This is a genomic window from Gemmiger gallinarum (assembly GCF_014982805.1).
Taxonomy (GTDB): Bacteria; Bacillota; Clostridia; order Oscillospirales; family Ruminococcaceae; genus Gemmiger; species Gemmiger gallinarum.
Map to the genome: position 1 here is coordinate 807,422 of NZ_JADCKC010000001.1, position 26,420 is coordinate 833,841.

The 26,420-nt window shown below is 60.2% G+C and carries 22 protein-coding genes and 1 tRNA gene; 18 read left to right on the top strand and 5 right to left on the bottom strand.

Annotated features, from left to right (window positions below; all coding sequences use genetic code 11):
* Positions 1-86 precede the first annotated feature (86 nt).
* Positions 87-914 (bottom strand): polysaccharide deacetylase family protein, encoded by an 828-nt coding sequence (locus tag INF35_RS03805; RefSeq protein ID WP_235983096.1) that lies wholly within the window; start codon positions 912-914, stop codon positions 87-89.
* Between the two features lie 203 nt (positions 915-1,117).
* Here INF35_RS03805 and cysK point away from each other — a divergent pair, with 203 nt between their 5' ends.
* Both cysK and INF35_RS03815 read left to right on the top strand, forming a co-directional pair.
* Entirely contained in the window at positions 1,118-2,047 is a 930-nt protein-coding gene (gene cysK / locus INF35_RS03810; RefSeq protein WP_193500188.1) for a cysteine synthase A, read from the top strand.
* 110 nt (positions 2,048-2,157) lie between these two features.
* Positions 2,158-2,241: transfer RNA gene (locus INF35_RS03815), tRNA-Leu, on the top strand.
* A gap of 170 nt (positions 2,242-2,411) precedes the next feature.
* Here INF35_RS03815 and INF35_RS03820 read toward each other — a convergent pair.
* Positions 2,412-3,509 (bottom strand): aldo/keto reductase, encoded by a 1,098-nt coding sequence (locus INF35_RS03820; RefSeq protein ID WP_193500189.1) that lies wholly within the window; start codon positions 3,507-3,509, stop codon positions 2,412-2,414.
* Between the two features lie 119 nt (positions 3,510-3,628).
* The gene (locus INF35_RS03825; RefSeq protein WP_193500190.1) at positions 3,629-4,543 is read right to left on the bottom strand and encodes a LysR family transcriptional regulator; all 915 of its coding nucleotides are present in this window, start codon (positions 4,541-4,543) and stop codon (positions 3,629-3,631) included.
* A 184-nt stretch (positions 4,544-4,727) separates the two neighbouring features.
* On the opposite strand from INF35_RS03825, the gene INF35_RS03830 reads away from it, so the two are divergent.
* From INF35_RS03830 to INF35_RS03840, 3 genes are read left to right on the top strand one after another with little or no spacing between them, the layout of a single operon-like run.
* Positions 4,728-5,174 (top strand): MarR family winged helix-turn-helix transcriptional regulator, encoded by a 447-nt coding sequence (locus tag INF35_RS03830; RefSeq protein ID WP_193500191.1) that lies wholly within the window; start codon positions 4,728-4,730, stop codon positions 5,172-5,174.
* Entirely contained in the window at positions 5,171-6,937 is a 1,767-nt protein-coding gene (locus INF35_RS03835) for an ABC transporter ATP-binding protein (RefSeq protein WP_193500192.1), read from the top strand. The genes INF35_RS03830 and INF35_RS03835 overlap by 4 nt, the downstream gene beginning before the upstream one ends.
* The gene (locus tag INF35_RS03840) at positions 6,937-8,835 is read left to right on the top strand and encodes an ABC transporter ATP-binding protein (protein ID WP_193500193.1); all 1,899 of its coding nucleotides are present in this window, start codon (positions 6,937-6,939) and stop codon (positions 8,833-8,835) included. The genes INF35_RS03835 and INF35_RS03840 overlap by 1 nt, the downstream gene beginning before the upstream one ends.
* Positions 8,836-8,968: 133 nt before the next feature.
* Here INF35_RS03840 and pepT read toward each other — a convergent pair whose 3' ends face one another.
* The gene (gene pepT, locus INF35_RS03845; RefSeq protein ID WP_193500194.1) at positions 8,969-10,186 is read right to left on the bottom strand and encodes a peptidase T; all 1,218 of its coding nucleotides are present in this window, start codon (positions 10,184-10,186) and stop codon (positions 8,969-8,971) included.
* Positions 10,187-10,387: 201 nt separating this feature from the next.
* Between pepT and INF35_RS03850 the strand changes: the two genes are divergently transcribed.
* The 13 genes from INF35_RS03850 to leuB all read left to right on the top strand — a co-directional run bounded on the left by INF35_RS03850 (position 10,388) and on the right by leuB (position 24,939).
* A complete protein-coding gene (locus INF35_RS03850) occupies positions 10,388-11,437 on the top strand; it encodes a polysaccharide biosynthesis protein (RefSeq protein ID WP_207728245.1) in 1,050 nt (349 codons plus the stop codon).
* Positions 11,427-12,611 (top strand): polysaccharide biosynthesis C-terminal domain-containing protein, encoded by a 1,185-nt coding sequence (locus INF35_RS03855; RefSeq protein WP_207728246.1) that lies wholly within the window; start codon positions 11,427-11,429, stop codon positions 12,609-12,611. The genes INF35_RS03850 and INF35_RS03855 overlap by 11 nt, the downstream gene beginning before the upstream one ends.
* Before the next feature lie 36 nt (positions 12,612-12,647).
* Entirely contained in the window at positions 12,648-13,787 is a 1,140-nt protein-coding gene (wecB, locus tag INF35_RS03860; RefSeq protein ID WP_193500195.1) for a non-hydrolyzing UDP-N-acetylglucosamine 2-epimerase, read from the top strand.
* Between the two features lie 15 nt (positions 13,788-13,802).
* On the top strand, positions 13,803-15,032 hold the full coding sequence (locus tag INF35_RS03865; RefSeq protein ID WP_193500196.1) for a glycosyltransferase family 4 protein: 1,230 nt from the start codon (positions 13,803-13,805) through the stop codon (positions 15,030-15,032).
* A gap of 65 nt (positions 15,033-15,097) precedes the next feature.
* On the top strand, positions 15,098-15,826 hold the full coding sequence (locus tag INF35_RS03870) for a glycosyltransferase family 2 protein (RefSeq protein ID WP_193500197.1): 729 nt from the start codon (positions 15,098-15,100) through the stop codon (positions 15,824-15,826).
* Between the two features lie 31 nt (positions 15,827-15,857).
* Positions 15,858-16,220: a DUF2304 domain-containing protein gene (locus INF35_RS03875; RefSeq protein WP_193500198.1), complete on the top strand. Its 363-nt coding sequence runs from the start codon at positions 15,858-15,860 to the stop codon at positions 16,218-16,220.
* 114 nt (positions 16,221-16,334) lie between these two features.
* Entirely contained in the window at positions 16,335-17,807 is a 1,473-nt protein-coding gene (locus INF35_RS03880) for an MBOAT family O-acyltransferase (protein ID WP_193500199.1), read from the top strand.
* Positions 17,808-17,829: 22 nt separating this feature from the next.
* A complete protein-coding gene (locus INF35_RS03885; RefSeq protein ID WP_193500200.1) occupies positions 17,830-19,221 on the top strand; it encodes a hypothetical protein in 1,392 nt (463 codons plus the stop codon).
* A gap of 18 nt (positions 19,222-19,239) precedes the next feature.
* Positions 19,240-19,710 (top strand): LURP-one-related/scramblase family protein, encoded by a 471-nt coding sequence (locus tag INF35_RS03890; RefSeq protein ID WP_193500201.1) that lies wholly within the window; start codon positions 19,240-19,242, stop codon positions 19,708-19,710.
* Between the two features lie 690 nt (positions 19,711-20,400).
* Positions 20,401-22,071: a 2-isopropylmalate synthase gene (locus INF35_RS03895; protein ID WP_193500202.1), complete on the top strand. Its 1,671-nt coding sequence runs from the start codon at positions 20,401-20,403 to the stop codon at positions 22,069-22,071.
* Between the two features lie 33 nt (positions 22,072-22,104).
* On the top strand, positions 22,105-23,364 hold the full coding sequence (leuC, locus tag INF35_RS03900) for a 3-isopropylmalate dehydratase large subunit (RefSeq protein WP_193500203.1): 1,260 nt from the start codon (positions 22,105-22,107) through the stop codon (positions 23,362-23,364).
* Positions 23,365-23,366: 2 nt separating this feature from the next.
* Positions 23,367-23,855 (top strand): 3-isopropylmalate dehydratase small subunit, encoded by a 489-nt coding sequence (gene leuD / locus INF35_RS03905; RefSeq protein ID WP_193500204.1) that lies wholly within the window; start codon positions 23,367-23,369, stop codon positions 23,853-23,855.
* A gap of 13 nt (positions 23,856-23,868) precedes the next feature.
* A complete protein-coding gene (leuB, locus tag INF35_RS03910) occupies positions 23,869-24,939 on the top strand; it encodes a 3-isopropylmalate dehydrogenase (protein ID WP_193500205.1) in 1,071 nt (356 codons plus the stop codon).
* Positions 24,940-25,320: 381 nt separating this feature from the next.
* Here the strand turns inward: leuB and INF35_RS03915 are convergent, their stop codons facing one another.
* Positions 25,321-26,313, bottom strand: coding sequence for an asparaginase (locus tag INF35_RS03915; RefSeq protein ID WP_193500206.1), 993 nt, complete (start codon positions 26,311-26,313; stop codon positions 25,321-25,323).
* Positions 26,314-26,420: the final 107 nt, after the last annotated feature.

Here is a 26,420-nt window from a genome sequence, read left to right on the forward strand (position 1 = left end):
CAAAACTTTCGCAACATTGTAAATTTTATTTGGGCATTTGATACGATTTCACATTTTGCAGCCGGTACCGTCCGGCTTTGTCTGATTCATCCGCCGTCCCGTGCCTCGTACATCTGCTCCACCGTACAGAAGTGATATCCCTGTGCCGCGAACCAGTCGATGATTTCAGGCAGGGCTTCCACAGTGGCGTCGGTTTTTGCCGTGTCGTGCATCAGCACCACACACAGGTCGCGCCCCTCGGCGCTGGCGCGGATGTTTTCCAGGATCTGCCCTGCGTCGGGATGGGAGGAGGTTGCGTCCTCCGCCGAGACATTCCAGTCGATCCACTCATATCCTTTTTCCCCGCACTGGGCGACCAGGCGCTTCATGATATCGCTGCCGCCATATTTGTGGCTGATGGTGTTGGTGCTGCCCCCCGGAAAGCGCAGCCAGTGGATGGCCTCCACATCCACATAGGGCGAGATGGCCTGTCGCAGCGCCTTGATGTCCAGCCAGAATGACTCGGTGTCGGCATATATTTCGGAATACCGGTGGCTGGCGCTGTGCAGGGCTACCTGATGCCCTTCCTCCACCACCCTTTCAAGCTCGGGCAGATAGTCCTGATTGACCTCCTGCGCCGTCACAAAAAAAGTGGCTGGAACATCCTTCTCTTGGAGGATGTCCAAAATAGGCCCGGTGTTGGAGGAAGGACCGTCATCAAAGGTCAGGCAAACGATCTTGAGCATTATGGCCTCGACGGTACCGTCGTCCTCCCTTCCCTGCACGGCAAAGACATCATTGGGGATGGCATCCTCCTCCGGCTCCCGGGGGCAAAAAAGATTTCCGGCCAGATACACGGCCATCCCGCCAAATATCAGCAAAAGCACGACTCCGATCCATCGCCGGCACAGCGACCGGTTGGGCTGTCTCAACATGGCTGCGTCCCTCCTTGCCCACGGACATTGCGTGTCCCGCTACCGCATTCCTATGCGGAGTACGGCGCGGTTATCCCGGCTTTGCCGGGGCAGCGGATTTTACACCCTTTTCCTCTGTGCGCAGCAAACGGCTTGTGGTATAATACCGTTGAGCACGCCCGGAACGGGCCTGCCACCACAACGCGGACAGGAGGGTTTCCCGCATGAAAATCGCATCCGGTATCAGCGCCCTGATCGGGCATACCCCTATGGCATATCTGTCAAAGTACTCGGCGGCGGAGGGGCTTGAGACGCCCATCGTCGCCAAGCTGGAATATTTCAACCCCGCCGGCAGCGTCAAGGACCGTGTGGCCAAGTCGATGCTGGACAAGGCCGAGCAGGAGGGCAGGCTGGCCCCTGGCGCGGTGATCATTGAACCTACCAGCGGAAACACCGGCATCGGCCTGGCTGCGCTGGCCGCCGCCCGCGGTTACCGTGTCATCCTGACCATGCCCGAAACCATGAGTGTGGAGCGCCGCAATCTGCTCAAGGCTTACGGTGCCGAGATCGTCCTGACGCCGGGTGCCAAGGGGATGGCCGGTGCCATCGAAAAGGCCAATGAGCTGGCGGCCTCCACCCCCGGCAGCTTTGTTCCCGGCCAGTTTGAAAACCCTGCCAACCCGGCAGCCCACATGGCATCCACCGGTCCCGAGATCTGGCACGACACCTACGGCCAGATCGACATTTTTGTGGCGGGTGTGGGCACCGGCGGCACTCTGACCGGCGTGGGCCGCTACCTCAAACAGCAGAATCCCAATGTGAAAGTGGTGGCCGTAGAGCCCGCCTCCTCCCCCGTTCTCAGCGGCGGCCAGGCCGGGCCCCACGGTTTGCAGGGCATCGGCGCCGGGTTTGTTCCCGAGATTCTGGACACCTCGGTCTACGATGAGATCATCACCGTGACCAACGAAGACGCCTATGCCGCCGGACGGAACATCGCCCGCAAGGAAGGATTTTTGGTGGGCATCAGCTCCGGCGCTGCCGCCTGGGCCGCCGTGCAGCTGGCCCGCCGCCCTGAAAACAAGGGGAAAATGATCGTCGCACTGCTGCCCGACACCGGCGAGCGGTATCTTTCCACCCCCATGTTTGCGGAATGAGCCTTTTGCCGGGCGTTCGACAAGGTTTTTTATGAAAAAGGCTTGACTTTTGCCCGGCAAATGTGCTAACATTGCTTTTGCGATACCACGGAAACGTTGGTGTCGCCTATGCGGAAGTGCTGGAATCGGCAGACAGGCACGTTTGAGGTGCGTGTGTCCATGACGTGTGGGTTCAAGTCCCATCTTCCGCACCAAAGAAAAGAGCGCTGCAACGCAAGTTGCAGCGCTCTTTTTGCTTTGCGGGTATACACCTTTATTACACACTTGCAAAAAACAAAAGCCCCGGCGACAGGTTTTCTGTCGCCGGGGCGCTTTTTGTTTTTCCCATGGCTCTCACTGCCCGGCAGGACGCCGAGGCATTGGCTCATGCGCCAAAGTAAGCTGCGATTTCCTGCATGCGCCGGGACTGCGCCACATGGAAGGGACATCTCCGGTCACAATGCCCGCAGCCAATGCAGTCCCCCGCTTTTCGGGCAAGTTTTGCATAGTGGTCCCTGGCCAGGGCATCCCCGGCACGGGACAGGTCGTAATACTTGTTGATGAGCCCTACATCCAGACCCGCCGGGCAGGGCTGGCAATGGTTGCAGTAGACGCAGACCCCCTCTGCCTCCTGCGGTGCAAAGGTTCCCAGCACAGAATACTCCGTTTCTTCGGGAGAGGCGTCAAAAAATCCGAGAATGCGCTTCAGGTCGCTGCGGTTGCGCATGCCGGGCAAAACCGTCAGCACACCGGGTTTGTCCAGGGCATATTGGAGGCACTGGTACTCGGTGAGGGCATGGCCGAAAGGCGAGGTCCTGTCATTAAGCAGCTGCCCTGCCGAGAAGGCCTTCATCACCGAAATGCCCACTCCCTCCGCCTGACAGCGGCGATAGAGCTCCATGCGTTCTTCTACCCCGCCGATGGCAAACTCCCCTTCCCGGTGGTAATCATAGGCGGGGTTGATGCTGAACATGAGCATATCCAGAACGCCCGCATCCAGCGCCGCCCGGGCCACCGCCGGAGTGTGAGAGGACATGCCGATATGCCGCACTACACCCTGTTTTTGAAGTTCACGGATATAGGCCAGCGTACCGCCCTCCAGCGCCGTGCGCAGGTCCTCCATTTCATCCATGCAGTGCAAAAAGGCAAAGTCGATATAGTCGGTGCCCAGAGCGGAGAGCTGCCAGTCCACCGAACGCTTGATGGTTTCCAGGTCGGTGGTCCAGCCGTACTGCCCGGTCTGGTAGTCCGCTCCGAAATGTACCTGAAAATACACCCTGTCCCGCTGCCCCGCAACAGCTCGGCCGATAGGAGCAAAGGGCGCCGCATCCGCCGATGCCAGGTCAAAATAGTTGATGCCGTTTTCCAGTGCCATGGCCACGGTGGCCTCAATTTCCCGCTCCCCCGATTTGCCGATGGAGCTGGTACCCATGCCGATGACGCTGATCTGTTCTTTTCCGTGAGGCAATTTGCGGTACTGCATCTGCATCCCTCCTGATGTTTTAATTTCATTATAAAGGCACCATTCCGGGATGTCGAATACCCGCTTGTTATATGGTCGTATGCTTCCGGGGCATCCTTCCGGCTGTGCGGGAAACGTGTTTATTCCTTGCCCCGCAGCTGTTCCCGGGGCCAGTGTTCCTCCCGCAGCATGTGGACCAGGCTTTTGAGGGCCGGATCGCTCTGCAACGCTTTGGCTTTGTAGTAAACGCCGAAGGAAACCGCCTCCGCTCCTTCCAGGGGAATGCGCATCAGCAACGCCGTGGGCGGGATAAACATATCGGGCAGCACCGATACGCCGAATCCCGCCTCCACCAGCACAACAGCCGCCTCCGCCGATTCGCAGAAATACAGCTGGGCCGGGCCCCGGTCCCCGATCAGCTGCCCCTGCATCTGGGCAGCCTCCAGTCGGGCACGGGCCGGGTCCAGCAAAACGAGGCGATGGGGGGCAAGATCCTCCGGGGCAAGGCATTTCTTTGCGGCAAGAGGATGATTCTCCGCGCAGATACAGACCATGGGGACGCGGCAGAGTTCCCGATACACGCTCTGGGTGCCTCTGGGAATCTCTGCCTGACGAAATGCCAGCACAAGATCCACCTCGCCTTCATCCAGCATGCGGTAGAGATGCTGAAATGGCACCGTGCGCAGATTGGGGTGCAGATCGGGATACTGCTGCGCCAGCCTCCGGAACAGCGGCGACAGCAAAAACAGCTGGGCATACCCGTGGCAGCCTACCGAGAGAGTCCGGATAGCCTCCTGCCCCGGATGCTCAAACCGCTTTTTGGCCTGAACGGAGATATCCACCATCCGCCGGGCGTCGCCCAGAAACGCCAGTCCCTCTCCCGTGATGCGGACGATGCGGGTGGTGCGGTGAAACAGCGTCACCCCCAGTTCCTTTTCCAGTGAATGGATCTGCTGGGTCACGGCGGGCTGGGTGACATGCAGCTGCTCCGCGGCCCGGGCAAAATTGAGCGTTTCGGCAACTGCCAGAAAGCAGGACAGCTGAAATGTGTTCATTTTGTCCTCCTGTTGGATTTTTCAAGAGATTATCAAGAGATATTAATAAGTATTTGTTATTAATAACAGCATTTTCTGAATTCACATTCAAGGGGGAATCCGTATAATAGTCAAAGGACGAACCGTTCACAGGTGCACGATTTGCCCGACACAGACATCACCGAACAGGAGGGAACACCAAAGCATGCCGACGGATTTCATCCCGCTGCTGCGGCAGCTGAACCAGTACCTGGAACAGCGCGGGCGAGTACAAATGCAGCCCCTGGGGCTTTCCACCTCAGAGGGACTGACGCTGTGCTATCTTCTGCGCCACAAGGGGGGCGATCTCTGCGCAGCACAGCTGCACGAACGACTGGGAGTATCCAAGGCCGCCCTGTCCGCCACGCTCAAGTCGCTGTGCCGCAAAGGGTATCTGGAGATGGAAGTCTTTCCCGATGATGACCGCAAAAAGCGGATCATTCCCACCTCCAAGGCACTGGAACTCCACCGCCGCATCGACGAGCGGATGCTGGAGCACAGTGCCAAGCTCTGCCGGGGCATTCCGCCCCAGGATCTGGAAGTGACCGGACACGTTCTGGATACCATGCTCTGCAACCTGAAACAAACCACAACAGGGAGGAAAACCAGATGATAAAAACACTGCTTGCACAGGTCCGGCAGTACAAAAAAGCGTCGCTGCTGGCGCCGCTGTTCACCGGCCTGGAAGTATTGATGGAAGTGCTGATCCCCTTTGTGACCGCCTCCATCATCGACAAGGGCATCGAGGCCGGGGACCTGGGTCAGGTCTACCGCTACGGACTTCTGATGCTGCTTATGGCCTTTTTGAGCCTTTGCTTCGGCGTTCTGGCCGGCCGCTATGCCGCCAGCGCATCGTCGGGCTTTGCCTGCAACCTGCGCGACGCCATGTACCAGAACGTACAGACTTTTTCGTTCTCCAACATTGACAAGTTCAGCACCGCCGGGCTTGTCACCCGCATGACCACCGATGTCACCAACCTGCAAAATGCCTATCAGATGATCCTGCGCATTGCCGTGCGTTCCCCGCTGATGCTCATCTGCAGCATGATCATGTGCTTCTTCATCAGCGCCCGGCTGAGCCTGATCTTTCTGGCAGCCATCGTGGTGCTGTCCGCAGCCCTCGTCTACATTATGCTGCACACCACCCGCATCTTCAATGAAGTGTTCCGGCGCTACGACGACCTGAATGCCAGCGTACAGGAAAATGTCTCGGCCATCCGGGTGGTCAAGGCCTTTGTCCGGGAGGACCACGAGAACACCAAGTTCCAGAAGGCCGCCGACAACCTCTACCGCCTCTTTGTCAAGGCGGAAGGTCTGCTTGCCCTCAACAACCCCGTCATGATGTTTGTCGTCTACGGCTGCATTCTGGCCCTGTCCTGGTTCGGCGCCCACTTCATCGTGGTGGGCAGCCTGACCACCGGTGAGCTGACTTCCCTGTTCAGCTACGTCATGAGCGTGCTCATGAGCCTGATGATGCTGTCCATGGTCTTTGTCATGATCACCATGAGCGCCGCCAGTGCCCGGCGTATTGCCGAGGTCCTCAACGAGCGGCCCGACCTGGCCGACCCCGACCAGCCCGACACCGAGATTCCCGACGGCAGCATCGACTTTGACCACGTCAGCTTCTCCTACAAGCACGGCAGCGGTGAAAAGACCCTGCGGGACATCGACCTTCACATCAAAGCCGGCGAGACGGTGGGCATCATCGGCGGCACAGGCTCCGGCAAATCCAGTCTGGTCAACCTGATCAGCCGCCTGTATGACGTGGACGAGGGCTGTGTCAAAGTCGGCGGCAAGGATGTGCGCAGCTACGACATGGAACTGCTGCGAAACCAGGTGGCTGTGGTATTGCAGAAAAACGTTCTCTTTACCGGCACCATTCTGGACAACCTCCGCTGGGGCAAGGAGGACGCCACTCTGGAAGAATGCCAGGAGGCCTGCCGCCTGGCCTGCGCCGATGAATTCATCCAGCGGTTTCCCGACAAATACGACACCTGGATCGAGCAGGGCGGCACCAACGTGTCCGGCGGTCAGAAGCAGCGCCTCTGCATTGCCCGCGCCCTGCTGAAAAAGCCCAAGATCCTGATCCTGGACGACTCCACCAGCGCGGTGGATACCGCCACCGACGCCAGCATCCGCCGGGCCTTTGCCCAGAGCATTCCCGGCACCACCAAGCTCATCATCGCCCAGCGCATTTCCAGCGTGCAGGACGCCGACCGGATTCTGGTGCTGGACAACGGCAGAGTCTGCGGCTTCGATACCCATGAGAATCTGCTCAAAACCAACCCCATCTACCGGGAAATCTGCGAGGCACAGAGCAGCGCCGGCGGTGACTTTGACCAGCCCGGCGACAGCGGAAAGGACGGTGCACAATAATGTCCCATACAACAGCATCTCAAAAGAAATCCACCGATATCCGCCAGCTCGTTGCGACGCTGGGCCGGGTGCTGGGTTACATGCTCAAAAACTACAAATTTTCCTTTTTCATGGTGGTGGTGTGCATTCTGGGTTCGGCCCTGGCCTCGGTCCAGGGCGCGCTGTTCACCCAGCGGCTCATTGACGATTACATCGCTCCCCTGACCCGCTCCGTCACCCCCGACTACGGCCCGCTGGCTGCCGCTCTGCTGCGGGTAGCCTTCTTCTACGCAGTGGGCATCCTGTGCGCCTACGGCTACAACCGCATTATGGTCAACATCAGCCAGGGCACCATGCGCAATCTCCGTATCGAGCTGTTCCGGCACATGGAATCCCTGCCCATCCGCTACTTCGACACCCACGCCCACGGCGACATCATGTCGGTCTACACCAACGACGTGGATACCCTGCGCCAGCTCATCAGCCAGAGCATCCCCCAGGTCATCAACTCCCTGGTTACCGTCATCACCTCCTTTGTGAGCATGCTGGTGCTGGACATTCCCCTTACGCTCATCACCCTGGCCATGATCGCAGTCATGCTGCTGGTCACCTCCCGCATTGCCGGGCGCTCCGCCCTCTACTTTTCCCGCCAGCAGAAAGACCTGGGTACCGTCAACGCTTACATTGAAGAGATGATGGACGGGCAGAAGGTCGTCAAGGTTTTCTGCCACGAGGAAAAGAGCATTGAGCAGTTCCGCAAACTCAACGACGCTCTGAGGGACAGCGCCGACAAGGCCAACACCTTCTCCAACCTGACCATGCCCATCAATGCCAACCTGGGCAACATCAGCTATGTGCTGTGCGCCGTGGTGGGCGCCGTGCTGGCACTGAGCGGCTATGCCGGTCTGACCCTGGGCACTCTGGTCTCCTTTTTGACCCTCAACAAAAACGCCACCCAGCCCGTCAGCCAGATCAGTATGCAGACCAACTCCATCGTCATGGCCATGGCCGGTGCAAAGCGGATCTTTGATCTGATGGATGAACAGCCCGAGACCGACGAGGGCTACGTCACCCTGGTGAACGCCCGGGAAAAGGCCGACGGCACCATGGAGGAATGTTCCGAACGCATGAATGTCTGGGCCTGGAAGCACCCCCACCGCGACGGCACCGTCACCTACACCCGCCTGCAGGGCAACGTCACCTTTGACGGCGTGGACTTTGGCTACACGCCGGAAAAAATCGTGCTGCACGACATCAAGCTCTACGCCGAGCCGGGCCAGAAGATCGCTTTTGTGGGCTCCACCGGCGCCGGCAAGACTACCATCACCAACCTCATCAACCGGTTTTACGACATCGCCGACGGCAAGATCCGCTACGACGGCATCAACATCAACAAGATCAAAAAGGCCGACCTGCGGCGGAGTCTGGGCATCGTGTTGCAGGATACCCATCTGTTCACCGGCACCGTCATGGAAAACATCCGCTACGGACGGCTGGATGCCTCGGATGAGGAGTGCATGGCGGCAGCCAAACTGGCCAACGCCGACGGATTTATCCGCCGCCTTCCCGACGGCTACAACACCATGTTCACCGGCGACGGCGCCAATCTGAGCCAGGGCCAGCGCCAGCTGCTGGCCATTGCCCGGGCGGCAGTGGCCGACCCGCCGGTGCTGATCCTGGACGAGGCCACCTCCTCCATCGACACCCGCACCGAGGAACTGGTCCAGAAGGGCATGGATGCCCTGATGACCGGGCGCACCACCTTTGTCATCGCCCATCGCCTGTCCACCGTCAAGAACTCCGACTGTATCATGGTGCTGGAACAGGGCCGCATCATTGAGCGCGGCTCCCATGACCAGCTGATTGCCCAGAAGGGCCGGTATTACCAGCTTTACACCGGCAATGCCATCGCCAATTAAGCCATCTTCTTCTCCTGCCCTTTTGAGATTTCTGCACAGCCGGGCACAAAAAAGAGCCCCGCGGCGTTGCTGCCGCGGGGCTCTTTTGATTCGTTGCCTTTGTGGACAGGGGTCCCTGTCCGGCCGGAGAATCTCAGGTCTTGTACAGGTCCACCAGATTGACGAGGACCTCGGTCATCTTGTCCAGACTTTCCACCGTGATGCACTCAAAGGGTCCGTGGCAGTTGAAGCCGCCGGTGCCCAGGTTGGGACAGGGCAGCCCCTTGAAGCTCAGGGTCGCGCCGTCGGTACCGCCGCGGATGGGCGTCTCGGCGGGTTCCAACCCGGCATTGCGCAGGGCGGTGCGGGCATTCTCGATGAGGTGGAAGTGGGGCTGGATCTTCTCGATCATGTTGAAGTAGCTGTCCCGCAGGTCCAGCTCCACACAGCCCTCGCCGTAGCGGTCGTTGAGGCGGGCCGCAATATGGGCCATCTCCGCCTTGCGGGCGGTGAAGCGTGCGGCGTCGTGGTCGCGGACAATATACCCCAGCTTGGCCGTGGTGACATCGCCCACCATGCTGGTCAGATGATAGAAGCCCTCGTAGCCCTCGGTGTGCTCGGGGCGGTCAAACTCGGGCAGGGCGTTGTGGAACTCGATGGCAATGTTCATGGCATTCTTCATCTTGTCCTTGGCGGAACCGGGATGCACCGAGAAGCCGTGCACCGTCACAACGGCGGCGGCCGCATTGAAGTTCTCATAGTTGATCTCATTGACATCGCCGCCGTCCACCGTGTAGGCGAAATCGGCGCCAAAGCCCTCAATGTCGAACAGATCCGCCCCCTGGCCCACCTCTTCATCGGGGGTGAAGCCAATGCATATCTTGCCGTGGGGGCGGTTTTCGGTGAGGACCCGCTCCGCCATGGTCAAAATCTCGGCGATGCCAGCCTTGTCGTCGGCTCCCAGAAGAGTGGTGCCGTCGGTGGTGATGAGGGTCTGACCCTTCATCCCGGCCAGGAAGGGGAACTCTGCCACATGCATGGTGGCACCGCTGCCCGGCAGCGTCACGTCGCCGCCGTCGTAATTTTCATGCAGGATGGGTTTGATGTTGTCGCCGGGAGCGTCGTCGGTGGTGTCCATATGGGCAATGAAACCCAGGGCATGGGCGGACTCGTACCCCGGGGTGGCGGGGATGACGCCGTACACATAGCAATGCTCGTCCACGCGGACGTGGGAGATGCCCAGAGCCTTCATCTCCTCCGCCAGGCGGTTGGCCAGATCAAACTGGCGCGCCGTGGTGGGGTGGGTGGCACTGGTGGGATCCGAGGTGGTGTGGACCCCCACATACTGTAAAAAGCGTTCGTATGCACGCATGGCAGTTATATTCCTTTCCTTATATAATACTGTTGCGGAGGGCCCCGGACCCGCCGGTTCCCTCCGAGTGGTATTCTAGCACAAAATGCACGCTTTTCCAACCCGCAAGGCTTTTCAATTTGCCCGGATTATGATAAACTTGTGTAGAATAGACAAATTGGGGACACATGGCCTGACTGTGCGCCCCCGTGGGAGGCTGTTATGGCAGACACGATTTTTCATGATAAAACATTGCTGATCACCGGCGGTACCGGCAGTTTCGGTCACACGGTGCTCAAGCATTTTCTGACCACCGACATCGGCGAGATCCGTATTTTCTCCCGCGACGAGAAAAAGCAGGACGACATGCGCCACGAGCTGCAGGCCAACTATCCCGAGTACTACCAGAAAGTCAAGTTCTATATCGGCGACGTGCGCAACATCCAGAGCCTGCGGGATGTCATGCCCGGCGTGGACTATATCTTCCATGCGGCGGCCCTCAAGCAGGTGCCGTCCTGCGAGTTTTTCCCCATGGAGGCGGTGCGCACCAACATTGAAGGCACCGACAACATGCTCCATGCCGCCATTGAGGCCAACGTCAAGCGGGTGGTCTGCCTGTCCACCGACAAGGCTGCCTACCCCATCAACGCCATGGGCATTTCCAAGGCCATGATGGAGCACGTCATCACCGCCAACGCCCGCGTCTCCGCCCAGCGCGGCGGCCCGGTCATCTGCTGCACCCGCTACGGCAACGTCATGTGCAGCCGCGGCAGCGTCATTCCCCTGTTCGTGGACCAGATCAAGGCGGGCAACCCCATCACCATCACCGACCCCAACATGACCCGCTTCCTCATGAACCTGGACGAGGCCGTGGATCTGGTCATGTTCGCCTTTGAGCACGCCAATCCCGGCGACCTGTTCATCCAGAAGTCCGACGCCTCCACCATCGGCGATCTGGCCAAGGCGGTGCAGACGCTGTTCGGCGACACCGGCACCCGCATCATCGGCACCCGCCACGGCGAAAAGCTGTATGAGACGCTGATGACCAAGGAGGAGCGCACCCGCAGCGAGGATATGGGCGGCTACTTCCGCGTCTCCGCCGACAACCGCGACCTGAACTACGACAAGTACTTCATCAAGGGTCAGGTCCACACTCAGGCCGACGAGGACTACACCAGCCACAACACCCGCCGGCTCAACGTGGAGGAGACCATCCAGAAGATCATGACCACCGACTATATCCAGGAGGAGCTGGCGAAGATTGGCAAGTAACACCGTGACAAAGGAAAGCCCCATCCTCATCACCGGAGCCGGGGGCTTTGTGGGCAAAAACCTGGTGGCCGAGCTGACCGCCCGGGGCTACACTTCCCTGCTCTGCTTTGAGAAGGACGACACCCCCGACACCCTGGCCGACTACTGCCGCCGGGCTGCCTTTGTGGTGCATCTGGCGGGCATCAACCGGCCCAGGGACCCCAGCGAGTTCTATACCGGCAACGCCGGACTGACCGACACCATGCTGTCCCTGCTGGAGACTTCCGGCAACGCCTGCCCGGTGCTGGTGACCTCCAGCATCCAGGCGGCGCTGGACAATGACTACGGCAAGAGCAAAAAGCAGGCGGAGGACGCCATCTTTGAGCACGGCAAGCGCACCGGCGCGCCGGTGTACGTCTTCCGCATGGAGGGGGTCTTCGGCAAGTGGTGCCGCCCCAACTACAACAGTGTTGTGGCCACCTTCTGCCACAACATTGCCCACGGCCTGCCCATCCAGGTACGCGACCCCGGCTACGAGCTGCCCCTGGTCTACATCGACGATGTGGTGGCCTGCATCCTGGATGCCATGGAGCAGGGCGAGGCTGTGCGGGACGAGGAGGGCATCTGCCGCATTCATCCTGTGCACCGCACCACTCTGGGTGCCCTGGCCGATACCATTGAAGGTTTTGCCAAGGCCCGGGGCGGCGCTGCTGCCAGGGCTCTCGGCACCGACGGCCTGCCCACCCTGGCTGTGCCGGAACTGGCGGCGGGCAGCTTTGAGAAAAAACTCTACTCCACCTATCTGTCCTACCTGCCGGAGGATGACTTTGCCTACGACCTGAACATGCACTGCGACAACCGGGGCAGCTTCACCGAGTTTCTGCGCACCCCCGAGCGGGGCCAGGTCAGCGTGAACATTTCCAAACCCGGCATCGTCAAGGGCAACCACTGGCACCACACCAAGAATGAGAAGTTCCTGGTGGTCAAGGGCGAGGGCATCATCCGCTTCCGGCAGATCTTCTCGGACCAGGTGCTCGAGTACCGGGTCAGCGGCGAGAAACTGCAGGTGGTGGACATTCCCTGCGGCTACACCCACAACATTGAAAATGTGGGCGACGGCGAGATGGTAACGGTCATGTGGGCCAACGAGGCCTTTGACCCCGAGCACCCCGACACCTTTGCCATGCAGGTATAAGTTTGCCCCATATTCTGACAGAAGGACTGTTTCAACATGAAAAAACTGAAACTCATGACCATCATTGGCACCCGGCCGGAGATCATCCGCCTGTCTGCCGTCATCAAGAAGTGCGACAAATATTTTGACCAGATCCTCGTCCACACGGGGCAGAATTACGACTACACCCTCAACCAGATCTTCTTTGAGGACCTGGGCCTGCGGGCGCCGGACTTTTACCTCGATGCAGTGGGCAAGGACCTGGGCGAGACCATCGGCAACATCATTGCCAAGAGCTACGCCCTGATGGTGGAGCAGAAGCCGGACGCCCTGCTAATTCTGGGCGACACCAACAGCTGCCTGTCTGCCATCGGCGCCAAGCGGCTGCACATTCCCATCTTCCACATGGAGGCCGGCAACCGCTGCTTTGACGAGTGCCTGCCCGAGGAGACCAACCGCCGCATCGTGGATCACATTGCCGACGTGAACATGTGCTATTCCGAGCATGCCCGCCGCTATCTCAACGCCGAAGGCACCGCCAAGGAGCGCACCTTTGTCACCGGCAGCCCCATGGCCGAGGTGCTGCACGCCAACTTGGAAAAGATCGAGGCCAGCGATGTGCTGAAACGTCTGGGTCTGGAACCTCACAAATATATGCTGCTGTCCGCCCACCGGGAGGAGAACATCGACACCGAGAAGAACTTCCTCGACCTGTTCACCTCCATCAACCATCTGGCAGAGACTTACGACATGCCCATCCTCTACTCCTGCCATCCCCGCAGCCGCAAGCGTCTGGAAGCCATGCAGTTCCAGCTGGACCCCCGGGTCAAGCTGCATGAGCCTCTCGGCTTCCACGACTACAACCACCTGCAGATGAACGCCTTCTGCGTGGTGAGCGACTCGGGCACCCTGCCGGAGGAATCCAGCTTCTTCCTGAGCGTGGGCCATCCCTTCCCCGCCGTCTGCATCCGCACCTCCACCGAGCGCCCCGAGGCTCTGGACAAGGGCTGCTTTGTGCTGGCCGGCATCGCCGAGGGCGGCGTGGAGCAGGCCGTGGAGACTGCCGTCGCCATGAACGACAGCGGCGATCTGGGCATTCCCGTGCCCTATTACACCGAGGATGTTTCCAACAAGGTGGTCAAGATCATCCAGAGCTACACCGGCGTGGTCAACAAGATGGTGTGGCGCAAAAACTGAAAGGACGTTGCCCGCATGCGCAAGCGCATTCTGGTCGTGACACAGCATTTCTGGCCGGAGAATTTCCGCATCAACGACATTGTGGAAGGCTTTCTCTCCGACGGCATCGAGGTGGATGTGCTGTGCGGCCTGCCCAACTATCCCAAGGGTGAATGGTTTGACGGCTACGACGCCCACGGCCCCTTTGAGGAGCATTTCCGCACCGCCCAGGTGTTCCGCTGCAAGGAGGTTCCCCGCAAGGGCAACACCTCGGTGCGCATCTTTCTGAATTACGTCAGCTGGCCCTGGAACGCCCGGTGGTCTTTGAACCGTCTGCCGGGAGGCTACGACGCGGTGTTCTGCTTCAACACCAGCCCGGTGCTCATGTGCTGGCCTGCCGTGGTCTACGCCCGGCGCCACCACATCCCCTGCGTCAACTACGTGCTGGACATCTGGCCGGAAAACCTGTACAGCGTTCTGCCGGTAAAAAACAAATTCCTGCGCTCGGTGGCCCAGGGGGTCAGCGACTGGCTCTACCGCCGGTGTGACCGCCTCATTGCCATGAGCGAGCCTTTGCAGAAGCGGCTGTGTGAGCGCACCGGCAAATCCGCCGCCGACGTGGCGGTGATCCCGCAGTACTGCGAGGATTTTTACGCCCAGCCCATCCAGGACGCCGCGCTGGCGGAACGGTTCGGCGGGCGGTTCAACCTGGTATTCACCGGAACCTTTACCCCTGCCCAGAGCCTGGAAACAGTGATCCGGGCGGTGTGCAGGGCCCGGGCCATGGGCGCTTCCGACCTGCATCTTTTGCTGGTGGGCGACGGCATGAGCCGGGATGCCCTGACCAGCCTGGTGGCCGAGCTGAACGCCGGGGACTGCGTAACCTTCTGCGGCAGCGTCCCCGCGACGGACATTCCCCGCTTTACCACCCTGGCTGACGCCCTGATCGTGTCCCTGTCCGACTCCCCCGACCTGGGGCTGACGGTGCCTGCCAAGGTCGCCAGCTACATGGCCGCCGGAAAGCCGGTCATTGCCAGCATGGACGGCGCGGGCTATGCGGCCATCCGGGCTGCCGGATGCGGTCCCGCCTGCCCCGCCTGCGATGTGGATACCCTGGCAAAGAGCCTTCTGGATCTGTACAACGCTCCGCCCGAGGAGCGCGCCCGTATGGGCGAAAATGCCAAGGCCTACTATCTTACCCACTACCGGCGCAGCATGCTGCTCAAGCGCCTGGAGACGTTTATTCTGGACGGCAAAGCGGACTGAGTCTTCTGCCGTGATCCTGCAATCGATTTGGTCACGCCCCGGCGTGCCGGATGTGAGGTGCCCTTTTGAATACTTCCGCAAAGATCCTTGTCCTGATCCCCTGCTACAACGAGCAGGACAACATTGTCCGCGTGGTGGAGCATCTGCGCGAGACCTGCCCCTGGGCAGACTATCTGGTCATCAACGACTGCTCCACCGACCACAGCGCCGAGCTGCTGCGCAGTCACGGCTACAACTTTCTGGACCTGCCCGTCAACCTGGGCATCGGGGGCGGCGTACAGTGCGGGTACCAGTATTCCCGCCTGCACGGCTACGACGTGACGGTGCAGATGGACGGCGACGGTCAGCACGACCCCGCCTATCTGGCCACCGTGGTGGAGCCGGTGCTCTCCGGCAAGCTGGATATGTGCATCGGCAGCCGGTTCATCACCCACGAGGGCTTCCAGACCAGCTTCATGCGCCGGGTGGGCATCCGCTTTTTGAGCGCCATGATCCGGCTGCTCTGCGGGCGCAAGGTGGCCGATGTGACCAGCGGCTTCCGCGCCACCAGCGCCGAGATGACCGCCTATTTTGCCGATCACTACGCCCCCGACTACCCCGAGCCGGAAGCCATCCTGGCCGCAAGCCTGCAGGGCTTCCGGGTGGGGGAAGCTCCCGTCGTCATGCACGAGCGCCTGGGCGGCGTGTCCAGCATCTCGGCGGTGAAGAGCGTCTATTACATGCTCAAGGTATCGCTGTCCCTCATCATTGACCGGCTGGCCATCCGCCGCCAGCGTCATGGGGCCGGACACTGACCCCCGCCAATATCATCTGGGAGGAACCACCATGACCTTACAATTTCAGGCATGCATGCTGGTCGGTGCGCTGGCGCTGCTGGTCATTATCTTTATCTTTCTGAAAAAAGGCCTGATGACCGTCAAATACAGTCTTTTGTGGCTGGGCCTTTCCATCGTGCTGGTCATCTTTGCCGCGTGCCCCTATGTGGTGTATGTGCTGCGAGACCTGCTGGACGTGGAAATGCCGGTCAACCTGGTATTTCTGTTGATGTTCTGCTTTGTGCTGGTGGTCCTGCTGAGCCTCAGCATCGCCATCAGCCAGCTGGCGGAAAAATGCCGCCGCTTGACCCAGGCCAACGCCATTTTGGAAAAACGTGTCCGCGACCTGGAAAACCGGATGCAATCCAAATAACACTACTGTCCTGCAGTGCTTGCGGTTTCCGCTGCGGGACAGCTGTTTTTTATCTGTCGACCTACAAAACCGTGGTAAAAATTGCCCTTTGCGGCGGCTGGATGTGAATGTGACGTGTCAATAACTACCCTGTTGTTTCTCGGTTTTTTCGCTGCGGTTGCCGTGCTGAACTACGCCCTTCCCCGTGTGGCACGGCCCTATTTTCTGCTCATCGCCAGCTATGCGTTTTTCTGCTATTCGCCGGAAAACCGCGCTCTCGTCCCTGTACTGTTGGGTGCCACCGTGGTGACTTGGGCCTGCGGCCTTGCCATCGGCAGCAGCAAAAACAAGGCCGTCCGGGTCCTGTTTCTGCTGGCAGCCATTTTCACCGCTCTGGGCATTTTGCTGTTCTACAAATACTGGGATCTGTTTGACCTGGGTATCGTCAATCTGGCCGGACTGTTCGGGCAGAGGTTGGAGCCCTACTCTTTCAACCTTGTGGCGCCGCTGGGCCTGAGCTATTTCACCTTTGCCTCCCTGAGCTATTCTATCGACGTGTTCAAACGCCGGTGCAAGGTGGAGCCCAATCTGCTGCACTACGCCATGTTCGTCAGCTTTTTTCCCACCCTCATCACCGGCCCCATCGAGCGCTATCCTCATCTGCGCCCCCAGATCGAAAAGTCCCGCCGGTTCAGCTATTCCCGCTGCGCGGGCGGCGCCTTCCGCATGGCATGGGGCTATGTGAAAAAGATGGTCCTGGCCGACAACCTGGCCCTCTATGTCTCCTTTGTCTACGGAGACTTTTCCCAGATGAGCGGTCCCAACCTGCTGGCCGCCTCCCTGCTGTTTGCCTTGCAGCTGTACATGGACTTTTCCGGCTGCTGCGACATCGCCCTGGGTGCCGCCCGCATCCTGGGCTACGATCTCATCGAGAACTTCAACTCGCCCTTTGAATCCACCAGCTTTGGCGAGTTCTGGCGGCGGTGGCACACCAGCATGACCGGCTGGTTCCGGGACTACATCTACTTTCCTCTGGGCGGCAGTCGCTGCGGCAAGGCCCGGCATCTGCTCAACCTGATGATTATTTTTATTGTGTCCGGCCTGTGGCACGGTGCCGACTGGCGTTACCTGATGTGGGGTTTTGTCTGCGGCGCCATATCGGTGCTGTCCGTCGCAACACGCAAACCCCGCGAGGTCCTTGCCCGGTACAATCCCATCTGCCGCAGCGAACTGCTGCACCGTTGGGTCCAGCGTGTCATCGTCTACCTTCTGTTTGCCGGCAGCATGGTCTTTTTTGCCAGCGCCCTCTATAACGCCGATCCCTATGCCGTATATGCCGGCATTACCCGGGGCTGGACCGGGCTGGAGGCCGGCTGGAAGGATGTCACTTCACTGCTGGTCAGCTGCGGGCTGGACGGCCGTCTGCCCGTTATGCTGACCTGCGGCACCCTCATCGTCCTGGGTGTGGAGAGCGGCGGACGCAACGTTGCCAAGTGGATCCGCAAGCAAAACTTTGTGCTGCGCTGGACGCTGTACTATGCCATGGGCGCCGCAATTCTGTTCTTTGCGGTGTTTGGTCAGTCCGCATTCATTTATCAGAATTACTGATTCGGCAGGAGGAGGCTTAACTATGGCAAACAACAAAACCCGGCCGGCCGGCACGCCTGCTCCGACCTCGCCCACGCAGATCCACCGCTCTCCCGGCACGGCATCTGTCCCCGGTGCCACCAAGCATTCGGCCAAGCGTAAACGGAAAAAAGGCCCCGGCCTTGTGCGCCGCTTTTTTGAGGGGATTCTGCGGCGGCTGTTCTTCGGCAGCAAGACGCTGGTCAAGTGTTTGCTGCTGGTGCCCATCGTTGTGTTTATGGTGGCGTTCAGCTACAACGTGGACTGCAGCGGCCTGTTTCAGGGGGCTCTGGCCCCGCGGCGCATCGTCGATCTCATGCTGCAGGGCTACGATGTCACCAACTTTGAGCAGATGGACGAGCGCCAGGTGGTACAGCTTTACGCACAGGATGTAGCTGAGGCGCCGGAGGTCATCGGCATCGGTTCCAGCCGTGTGCTGCAGTTCACCAGCGAGCTGGTGGGCTCCGACAGTTTTTTCAACATGGGCGTCACAGGCGCTGACGTGCGGGACAACATGACCAGCTATTACAAGATGGTCTCCTACGGCAAGGCCCCCAAAGTCCTGCTGTGGAGCGTTGATCCCTGGGTCTTCTACGACAGTGAAAACGCCTTCGACTCCCGCGCCGACGCCGAGCTGTACGATGAATTTCTGACCAACGTTCTGGGCATTGAAACCGACTACGAAGAGCCTGACAAGGTAGAGTTGTGGAAGGCTCTGGCTGAGCCCGCTTATTTCCAGGGAAATGTCTCCTACTACTTCAAAAACCGGGGGCAGGCCACCATCACCGATGAGGACGGCAACTCCATCGACTTCAACCCCGTGGAAGGTGATCCCCAGCAGCAGCAGTCCGCCATCAAGCGCTCCGACGGCAGCGTGCTGTACGACGTGAACTTCCGCAATCTGCCGGTGGAGCAGGTGCTGACCAAGGCCGCCGAGGCCTGCCCCACCTTCAACAGCGTACACATGGAAGGGTTTGATGCATTGAGCGATACCCAGTGCAAGGCCTTTGACGCCTTCATCCGCTACGCCCGCAGCCAAGGCACGACGGTCATTCTGGTGCTGAGCCCCTGGCACCCCTACCTGTACAACTATCTGCTCAATGAGACGGATCTCCACAAGGGCTTCTTTGAGGTGGAAAACTGGGTCCGCGAATACTGCGCCCAGAACGGTGTGCCCCTTTACGGCAGCTATGACCCCACCCTCATCGAGGGGTTGGAGGAGAGCGATTTCTTTGACGGTCTGCACTGCAAGGGCTCCGGTATCGCCAAGTTCTTCCCCGGCGTGCCCACCGTCCTGCAGCAGATCCAGAACGGCGACCTGCCGGATCCCATGTCCCTGACGCCCCGCACCACCGCCGAGGTTCCCGAGGAAGTTCCCACCGACGAAGCCGCCTGACCCTGAAAGGAGGCCCTTATGAAACTGTATTTCAAGCAGCGCTTTTTCTCCTGGTTCGACAGCTACGACATCTATGGTCAGGACGGCTCGGTCCTCTTTACTGTGGAAGGCCAGCTGAGCTGGGGCCACACCCTGCACATCCTTAACGCCCGGGGAGAGCACATCGCCACTGTCAAGCAGGTGGTGCTGACCTTTCTGCCCAAGTTTGAGTTTTACATCGGGGAACAGTATGTAGGGATGCTGCAAAAGGAGTTCAGCTTTCTTCAGCCGCGGTACAACATCGACTTCAACGGTTGGCATGTGGAGGGCAACTGGCTGGAATGGGACTATCAGATCCAGCGGGCGGACGGCTCCCCCGCCGCCGTCATCGCCAAGGAGCTGTTCAACTGGACCGACACTTACACCATTGAGACGGAATATGACCGGGACGCCCTCTGCGCCCTGATGGTAGTGCTGGCCATCGACGCGGAAAAATGCTCCCGCAATTGACAAGCATGCCGATCTGCCCCCCCGCTTTCCTGTCCGAACCGACAAGGGAGCGGGGATTATTTTATCTGTATATTTTTACATTTTCAAAACAGCAGCCCTTCGGCCCCTGGGCACAGATTTCCAGCTCCGACATAGGGCAGAGCTGTGAAAGAAGCCCATTCCTGCGGCATGTTCCCGGGGAAAGTCTTCCCGATTCATGCGCACCATGCACAAATGGAAGCCGTTCAAATTATGTGGCATGCACAAAGTCTGAAAATAATACAGCTTTTCTTCTTGACACTGCCGCTGAAACCTGCTAGACTTTATCCCATCAAGTTCACATGCGTTGACGGGGAAAAAGCGTTCCCAGTTCCAGCTCAAGAGAGTCGCCGGTTGGTGCAAGGCGGTGCGGACAGGTTCGCGTCACTGGCCCCTGAGCATCCGTACTGAGCACAGCGTTGTGTTAGGCGCGGACGGAACCTGTCCGTTATCATGCAGGCGCGATTCGCTTTTCCGTCGGAAATAGCTGATCGTACAGAGCGGCTGCCGGAGTTTCCGTCAGCAATGAGAGTGGTACCGCGGGTACGGCAAATTGATTTGTTTCCCGTCTCTCAAAGGCAAAGAGCCTTTGAGGGACGGTTTTTTTGTTGCCTCCTTCCAAAGGCCGAGCGCCACAGCAATGTAGCTGAGCAAGAAGGAGGCTGTTTCATTATGATGGACGCAAGCAAATACCATGTCGGTTATTATCCCCCGCCGGTGGAGCCGGGCCATGTCTACGAGTGGACCATGAAGGACCACATCGAGAAAGCTCCCGCCTGGTGCAGCGTTGACCTGCGCGACGGCAACCAGAGCCTGATCGTTCCCATGAGCCTGGAGGAAAAGCTGGAATTCTACGACATGCTCATCAAAATCGGTTTCAAGGAGATCGAGGTGGGCTTCCCCGCCGCCAGCGAGACCGAGTATGAGTTCCTCCGCAAGCTCATCGATGAAAAGCGCATTCCCGACGATGTGACGGTGCAGGTCCTCACCCAGTGCCGGGATCACATCATCCGCAAGACCTTTGAGGCGGTGCAGGGCGCGCCCCGGGCGGTCATCCACTTCTACAACTCCACCAGCGTGGCCCAGCGGGAGCAGGTCTTTAAGAAATCCAAGGAAGAGATCAAGCAGATCGCCGTGGACGGCGCCAAGCTGGTTAAGCAGCTCAGCGAGGAGTACGAGGGCAACTTCCTGTTTGAGTACAGCCCCGAAAGCTTCACCGGCACCGAGCCGGAATACGCCGTGGAGGTCTGCAACGCCGTTCTCGACATCATGCAGCCCACCCCCGACCGGCCCATGATCATCAACCTGCCGGTCACGGTGGAGATGAGCATGCCCCACATCTACGCCAACCAGATTGAGTGGTGCTCCAAGCATCTGAAATACCGGGACAGCGTCATCCTCTCCACCCATCCCCACAACGACCGGGGCTGCGGTGTGGCCGACGCCGAGCTGGCCGTCCTGGCCGGTGCCCAGCGCATCGAGTGCTGCCTCTTCGGCAACGGTGAGCGCACCGGCAACGTGGACGCCATCACCCTGGCCATGAATATGTACAGCCACGGTGTGGACCCCCACCTGGATTTTTCCAACATGCCCGCCATCTGCGAAACTTACGAGCGGGTCACCCGCATGCACGTCTACGAGCGCACCCCCTACGCCGGCAGCCTGGTCTTTGCGGCGTTCAGCGGCAGCCATCAGGACGCCATCGCCAAGGGCATGAACTGGCGCAAGGATCATAACCTTCACCAGTGGACCTGCCCCTATATTCCCATCGACCCCCACGACATCGGCCGCACCTACGACGCCGATGTCATCCGCATCAACTCCCAGAGCGGCAAGGGCGGCATCGGCTTCCTGCTCCAGCAGAAGTACGGCTACAATCCCCCGCCCCGCATGCGGGAGGACCTGGGCTACAAGGTCAAGGACGTTTCCGACCGCGAGCACCGCGAACTCAGCGTGGAGGAAGTGCTCTACGTCTTTGAGCGCAGCTACCTCAACCACACCATTCCCCTCAATGTCACCGAGGCCCACTTCAAACAGCAGGGCGGCAGCGACAAGATCGCCGCGGAGGTCACCCTCTCCATCGACGGCAAGATCGTCAGTTGCACCGCTGACGGCAACGGTCGTCTGGACGCTGTGGCCACTGCCATCGAGCGCGAAACCGGCATGCACTTCACCCTGGTGCATTACAGCGAGCACGCCCTGGACTCCGACACCGACAGCCGCGCATGCAGCTATGTGGGCCTGAAATGGGCCAGCGGCGCCGAGACCTGGGGCTGCGGCACCGACACCGACATCATCGTGGCCGGCATCAAGGCGCTGGTCAGTGCCATCAACAACAAGTGAGTTTTCCACTTTCCACAACAGGAGGTTTTTGCCATGGGAATGACCATGACTCAGAAAATTCTCGCCGCCCACTGCGGCGAAGCGTCGGTCAAGGCGGGCCAGCTCATCAACGCCAAGCTGGACATCGTCCTCGGCAACGACATCACCACCCCCGTTGCCATCAACGAGTTTGAAAAGGCCGGCTTTACCGGTGTCTTTGACAAGACCCGCGTCAACATCGTGCTTGACCACTTTGTCCCCAACAAGGACATCAAGAGCGCCCAGCAGTCCAAGCAGTGCCGGGAGTTCGCCAACAAGTACGACATCCTCAACTTCTTTGACGTGGGCACCATGGGCATCGAGCATGCCCTGCTCCCCGAACAGGGCATCGTCACCGCCGGCGACTGCATCATCGGCGCCGACAGCCACACCTGCACCTACGGTGCGGTGGGGGCCTTCTCCACCGGTGTGGGCTCCACCGATATGGCCGCCGGCATGGCATCCGGCATGGCATGGTTCAAGGTACCCTCCGCCATCAAGGTGGAGCTGAAGGGCGCCCTCCATCCCCCGGTGGCGGGCAAGGATGTCATCCTTCACCTCATCGGCGAGATCGGCGTATCCGGTGCCCTGTACAAGAGTCTGGAGTTTGTGGGCGAAGGTGTCAAGAGCCTGACCATGGAGGACCGCCTGTGCATCTGCAACATGGCCATTGAGGCCGGTGCCAAGAACGGCATCTTCCCGGTGGACGAAGCCTGCGAGGCCTACCTGAAAGCCCGCAGCCAGCGCCCCTGGGTCAAGTACGAGGCCGACCCCGACGCCGAGTACGAGCGCACCGTGGTCATCGATCTCGACGCCCTGGAGCCCACCGTCAGCTACCCCCACCTGCCCGAGAACACCCACCCCGCCCAAGAGGGCAGGGACATCAAGATCGACCAGGTGGTCATCGGCTCCTGCACCAACGGCCGCATCGAGGACATGGAGGCCGCTTACAACATTCTCAAGGGCAAAAAGATCGCCAAGGGCGTGCGGGGCATCATCATTCCCGCCACCATGGCCGTCTACCGGGAGTGCATCGTCCGCGGCTACACCACCGCCTTCATCGATGCCGGGTGCATCGTCTCCACCCCCACCTGCGGTCCCTGCCTGGGCGGCTACATGGGCATTCTGGCCCAGGGCGAGCGCTGCGTCTCCACCACCAACCGCAACTTCATCGGGCGCATGGGCCATGTGGACAGCGAGGTCTATCTGGCCAGCCCCGCCACCGCCGCAGCCAGCGCGCTGACCGGTTACATCACCGATCCCAGGGAGGTTTGAACATGAACGCGAAAGGCACTGTTTTCCGCTACGGGGACAACATCGACACCGACGTTATCATCCCCGCACGTTACCTGAACACCCAGAGTCCCAAAGAGCTGGCTGCTCACTGCATGGAGGACATTGACAAAACCTTTGTCACCCGCGTCCAGGACGGCGACATCATGGTGGGCGGCAAAAACTTCGGCTGCGGCTCCTCCCGGGAGCACGCACCGGTGGCTATCAAGGCGGCGGGCATCTCCTGCGTCATTGCCAAGGACTTTGCCCGCATCTTCTACCGCAACGCCATCAACATCGGCCTGCCCATTCTGGAATGCCCCGCCGCCAGCGACGCCATCCGGGAGGGCGACGTGGTGAGCGTCAACTTTGACACCGGCGTCATCACCGACGAGACCACCGGCCAGACCTTTGAGGCCGAGCCGTTCCCGCCCTTCATCCAGAAGATCATCGCGGCGGGCGGCCTGATGAATTCTCTCAAAGAAAAGGCATAAGGAGGGGCTTGTCATGGAGAAAAACATTGCACTGATCTACGGTGACTGCGCCAGCCCCGAGATCGTGACCCAGGCGGTCCGTGTGCTGGACAAGATCGCCGAAAAGCACGGCCATACCTTCACCTACACCCGCGCCTGGATGGGCGGCGAGGCCATCGACAAGTTCGGTGACCCCCTGCCCCAGAGCGAGCTGGACAAGTGCCTGGCCTCCGACAGCGTCCTGCTGGGCGCGGTGGGCGGCCCCAAATGGGAGGGCATGCCCGGGGACAAGCGCCCCGAAAAAGGCCTGCTCCGGCTGCGCGCCGGGATGGGGCTTTACTCCAACAACCGCCCGGCCAAAATCTGGCCCCAGCTGGCCGACGCCAGCCCCCTGAAGAAGGAGATCGTGGACAAGGGCATCGACTTTATCGTGGTGCGGGAGCTCATCGGCGGCGTCTACTTCGGCGAGCACAAGACCGAGACTGAAAACGGCGAGGAGAAGGCCACCGACGTGATGAGCTACTCCGAGCACGAGATCGAGCGCATCGGCCGCATCGGCTTTGAGACGGCCATGAAGCGCCGCAAGCGCCTGACCTGCGTGGACAAGGCAAACGTCCTGGACACCAGCCGCCTGTGGCGCAAGGTCATGCACCGGCTGCAGGCCGAGTACCCCGATGTGGAGTACCGGGAAATGTTCGTGGACAATGCCGCCATGCAGATCTGCAAGGACCCGTCCCAGTTTGATGTCATCGTTACCGAGAACATGTTCGGCGACATTTTGTCCGACGAGGCCAGCGAAATTACCGGTTCCATCGGCATGGTGCCGTCCTCCAGTCTGGGCGCCGGCAGCTGCGGGCTGTACGAGCCCATCCACGGCTCTGCCCCCGACATTGCAGGGCAGGACATCGTCAACCCCATCGCCTGCATCCTGTCCGCGGTCATGATGCTGCGGTACAGCTTCGGCATGGCGGCGGAGGCCGACGAGATCGAGGCCGCCGTCAACACGGTGCTGGACAAGGGCCTGCGCACCGCCGACATCTGGCAGCCCGGCTGCGAAAAGATCGGCTGCTCGGCCATGGGCGACGCCATTCTGGCGGAGCTGTAAGGCGCGCCATTCCATAACATTACCATCTTCGTATTGGGCATTTTAGAGGGAAGAATGCCGATTGCCCGGCAATCCGGCCGGGATAAACAAGGACCCGCCCCGCCGCAGTGTGCAAGCGGCAGGAACGGGCAACGCGCGTGCGACACAGAAAACAAAGGTTCCGGGGAAGCTTGCCGGTATCCAAAGGCGCTGCAAGACAGCGCAGGTACCGGTGCTTTGGGACACCGGGCATTGCCCGGATGTGCGAGTCCCCTTTCCCGCCGGGATTTTGCGGTTTGTTTTCTGCCGGAGCTGCGCACAAACAAAAGACCTCCGTTTCGGCCATGTGCGGGCCGAAAACGGAGGTTTTCTTTTTATCCTCTTGGCTTGTTATGTAAGGGTTCACAGCAGGTCGTGCTGCACCGGAATGGTAAACAGCCGCTGCGCCTGGGCAGGGTCGCCGGTCTGGGCCAGGGCCCACATCAGCTTGGTGACCACCGCCTCGGGGGTCATGTCCCGGGCCTCCAGCACACCGGGGAGTTCCCGGGCAATGCGGCCCACCTCATACACCGACAGGTCGCTGCCCTCGTGCTGGACCTGGGTGGAAAAGACCGCCAGACGGCCACCTGCCAGCCACTCCCGCACGGCATGGAGCATGGGACCGTCCTTTCCGCCGGGCAGGCCGCCCACGCCGAAGCCCTCGATGACCACAGCCCGGTAATGGGGCGCCAGCGCGGCGAAAATGTCCGCGCCCATCCCAGGCACCAGCCGCAGCACAAAGACCGCCGGGTCCAGTTCGGTGTAAAACCGCACCGGAGGCAGGCCGGTGGGGGTGGGCAGGAAGAAAATCAGGCGGTCATCCCGGAACACCGCGGTCTCGGGATAGTCGATGCTGGAAAAGGCATCCAGGCTTTTGCTGCGCACCTTGCGAGCCCGGGTTCCCAGAATGACCTTGTTGTCAAAGACGATCTGCACGCCCCAGGCCCCCGGCGCCGTGGCATAGGCAAAGGCATGGAGCAGATTGTTGCGGGCATCGGTGTCCCGGTTATAGATGGACTTCTGGCTGCCGGTGAGGACGATGGGCTTGGCGGTATTCTGGATCATGTAGCTGAGGGCCGCCGCCGTATAGGCCATGGTATCGGTGCCGTGGGCCAGGACAAAACCGTCGTAGGCGTCGTACCTGTCCCGGATGGCGGCCGCCATACCGCACCACTGTTCCGGCCCGATGTTGGTGGAATCCAGGTCGTAGAGCTGCAGCGTGTCGATGCTGCACATCCCGGCCAGCTCCGGCACCGACTGCAGCAGTTCCTCCGCTTTGATGGCAGGTGCAAGACCATGTTCGGTAGGTTTGCAGGCGATGGTTCCGCCGGTGGCCAAAAGCAAGATTTTCTTCATCTGATACCGTCCTGTCCTTGTGTAAACTCAAACTTTCTCTACTGTACCTGTCCCGGGAGTGTTTGTCAAGGGTAGACAACTTTTCTCCCTCCCTGTCTGTTTTCCCC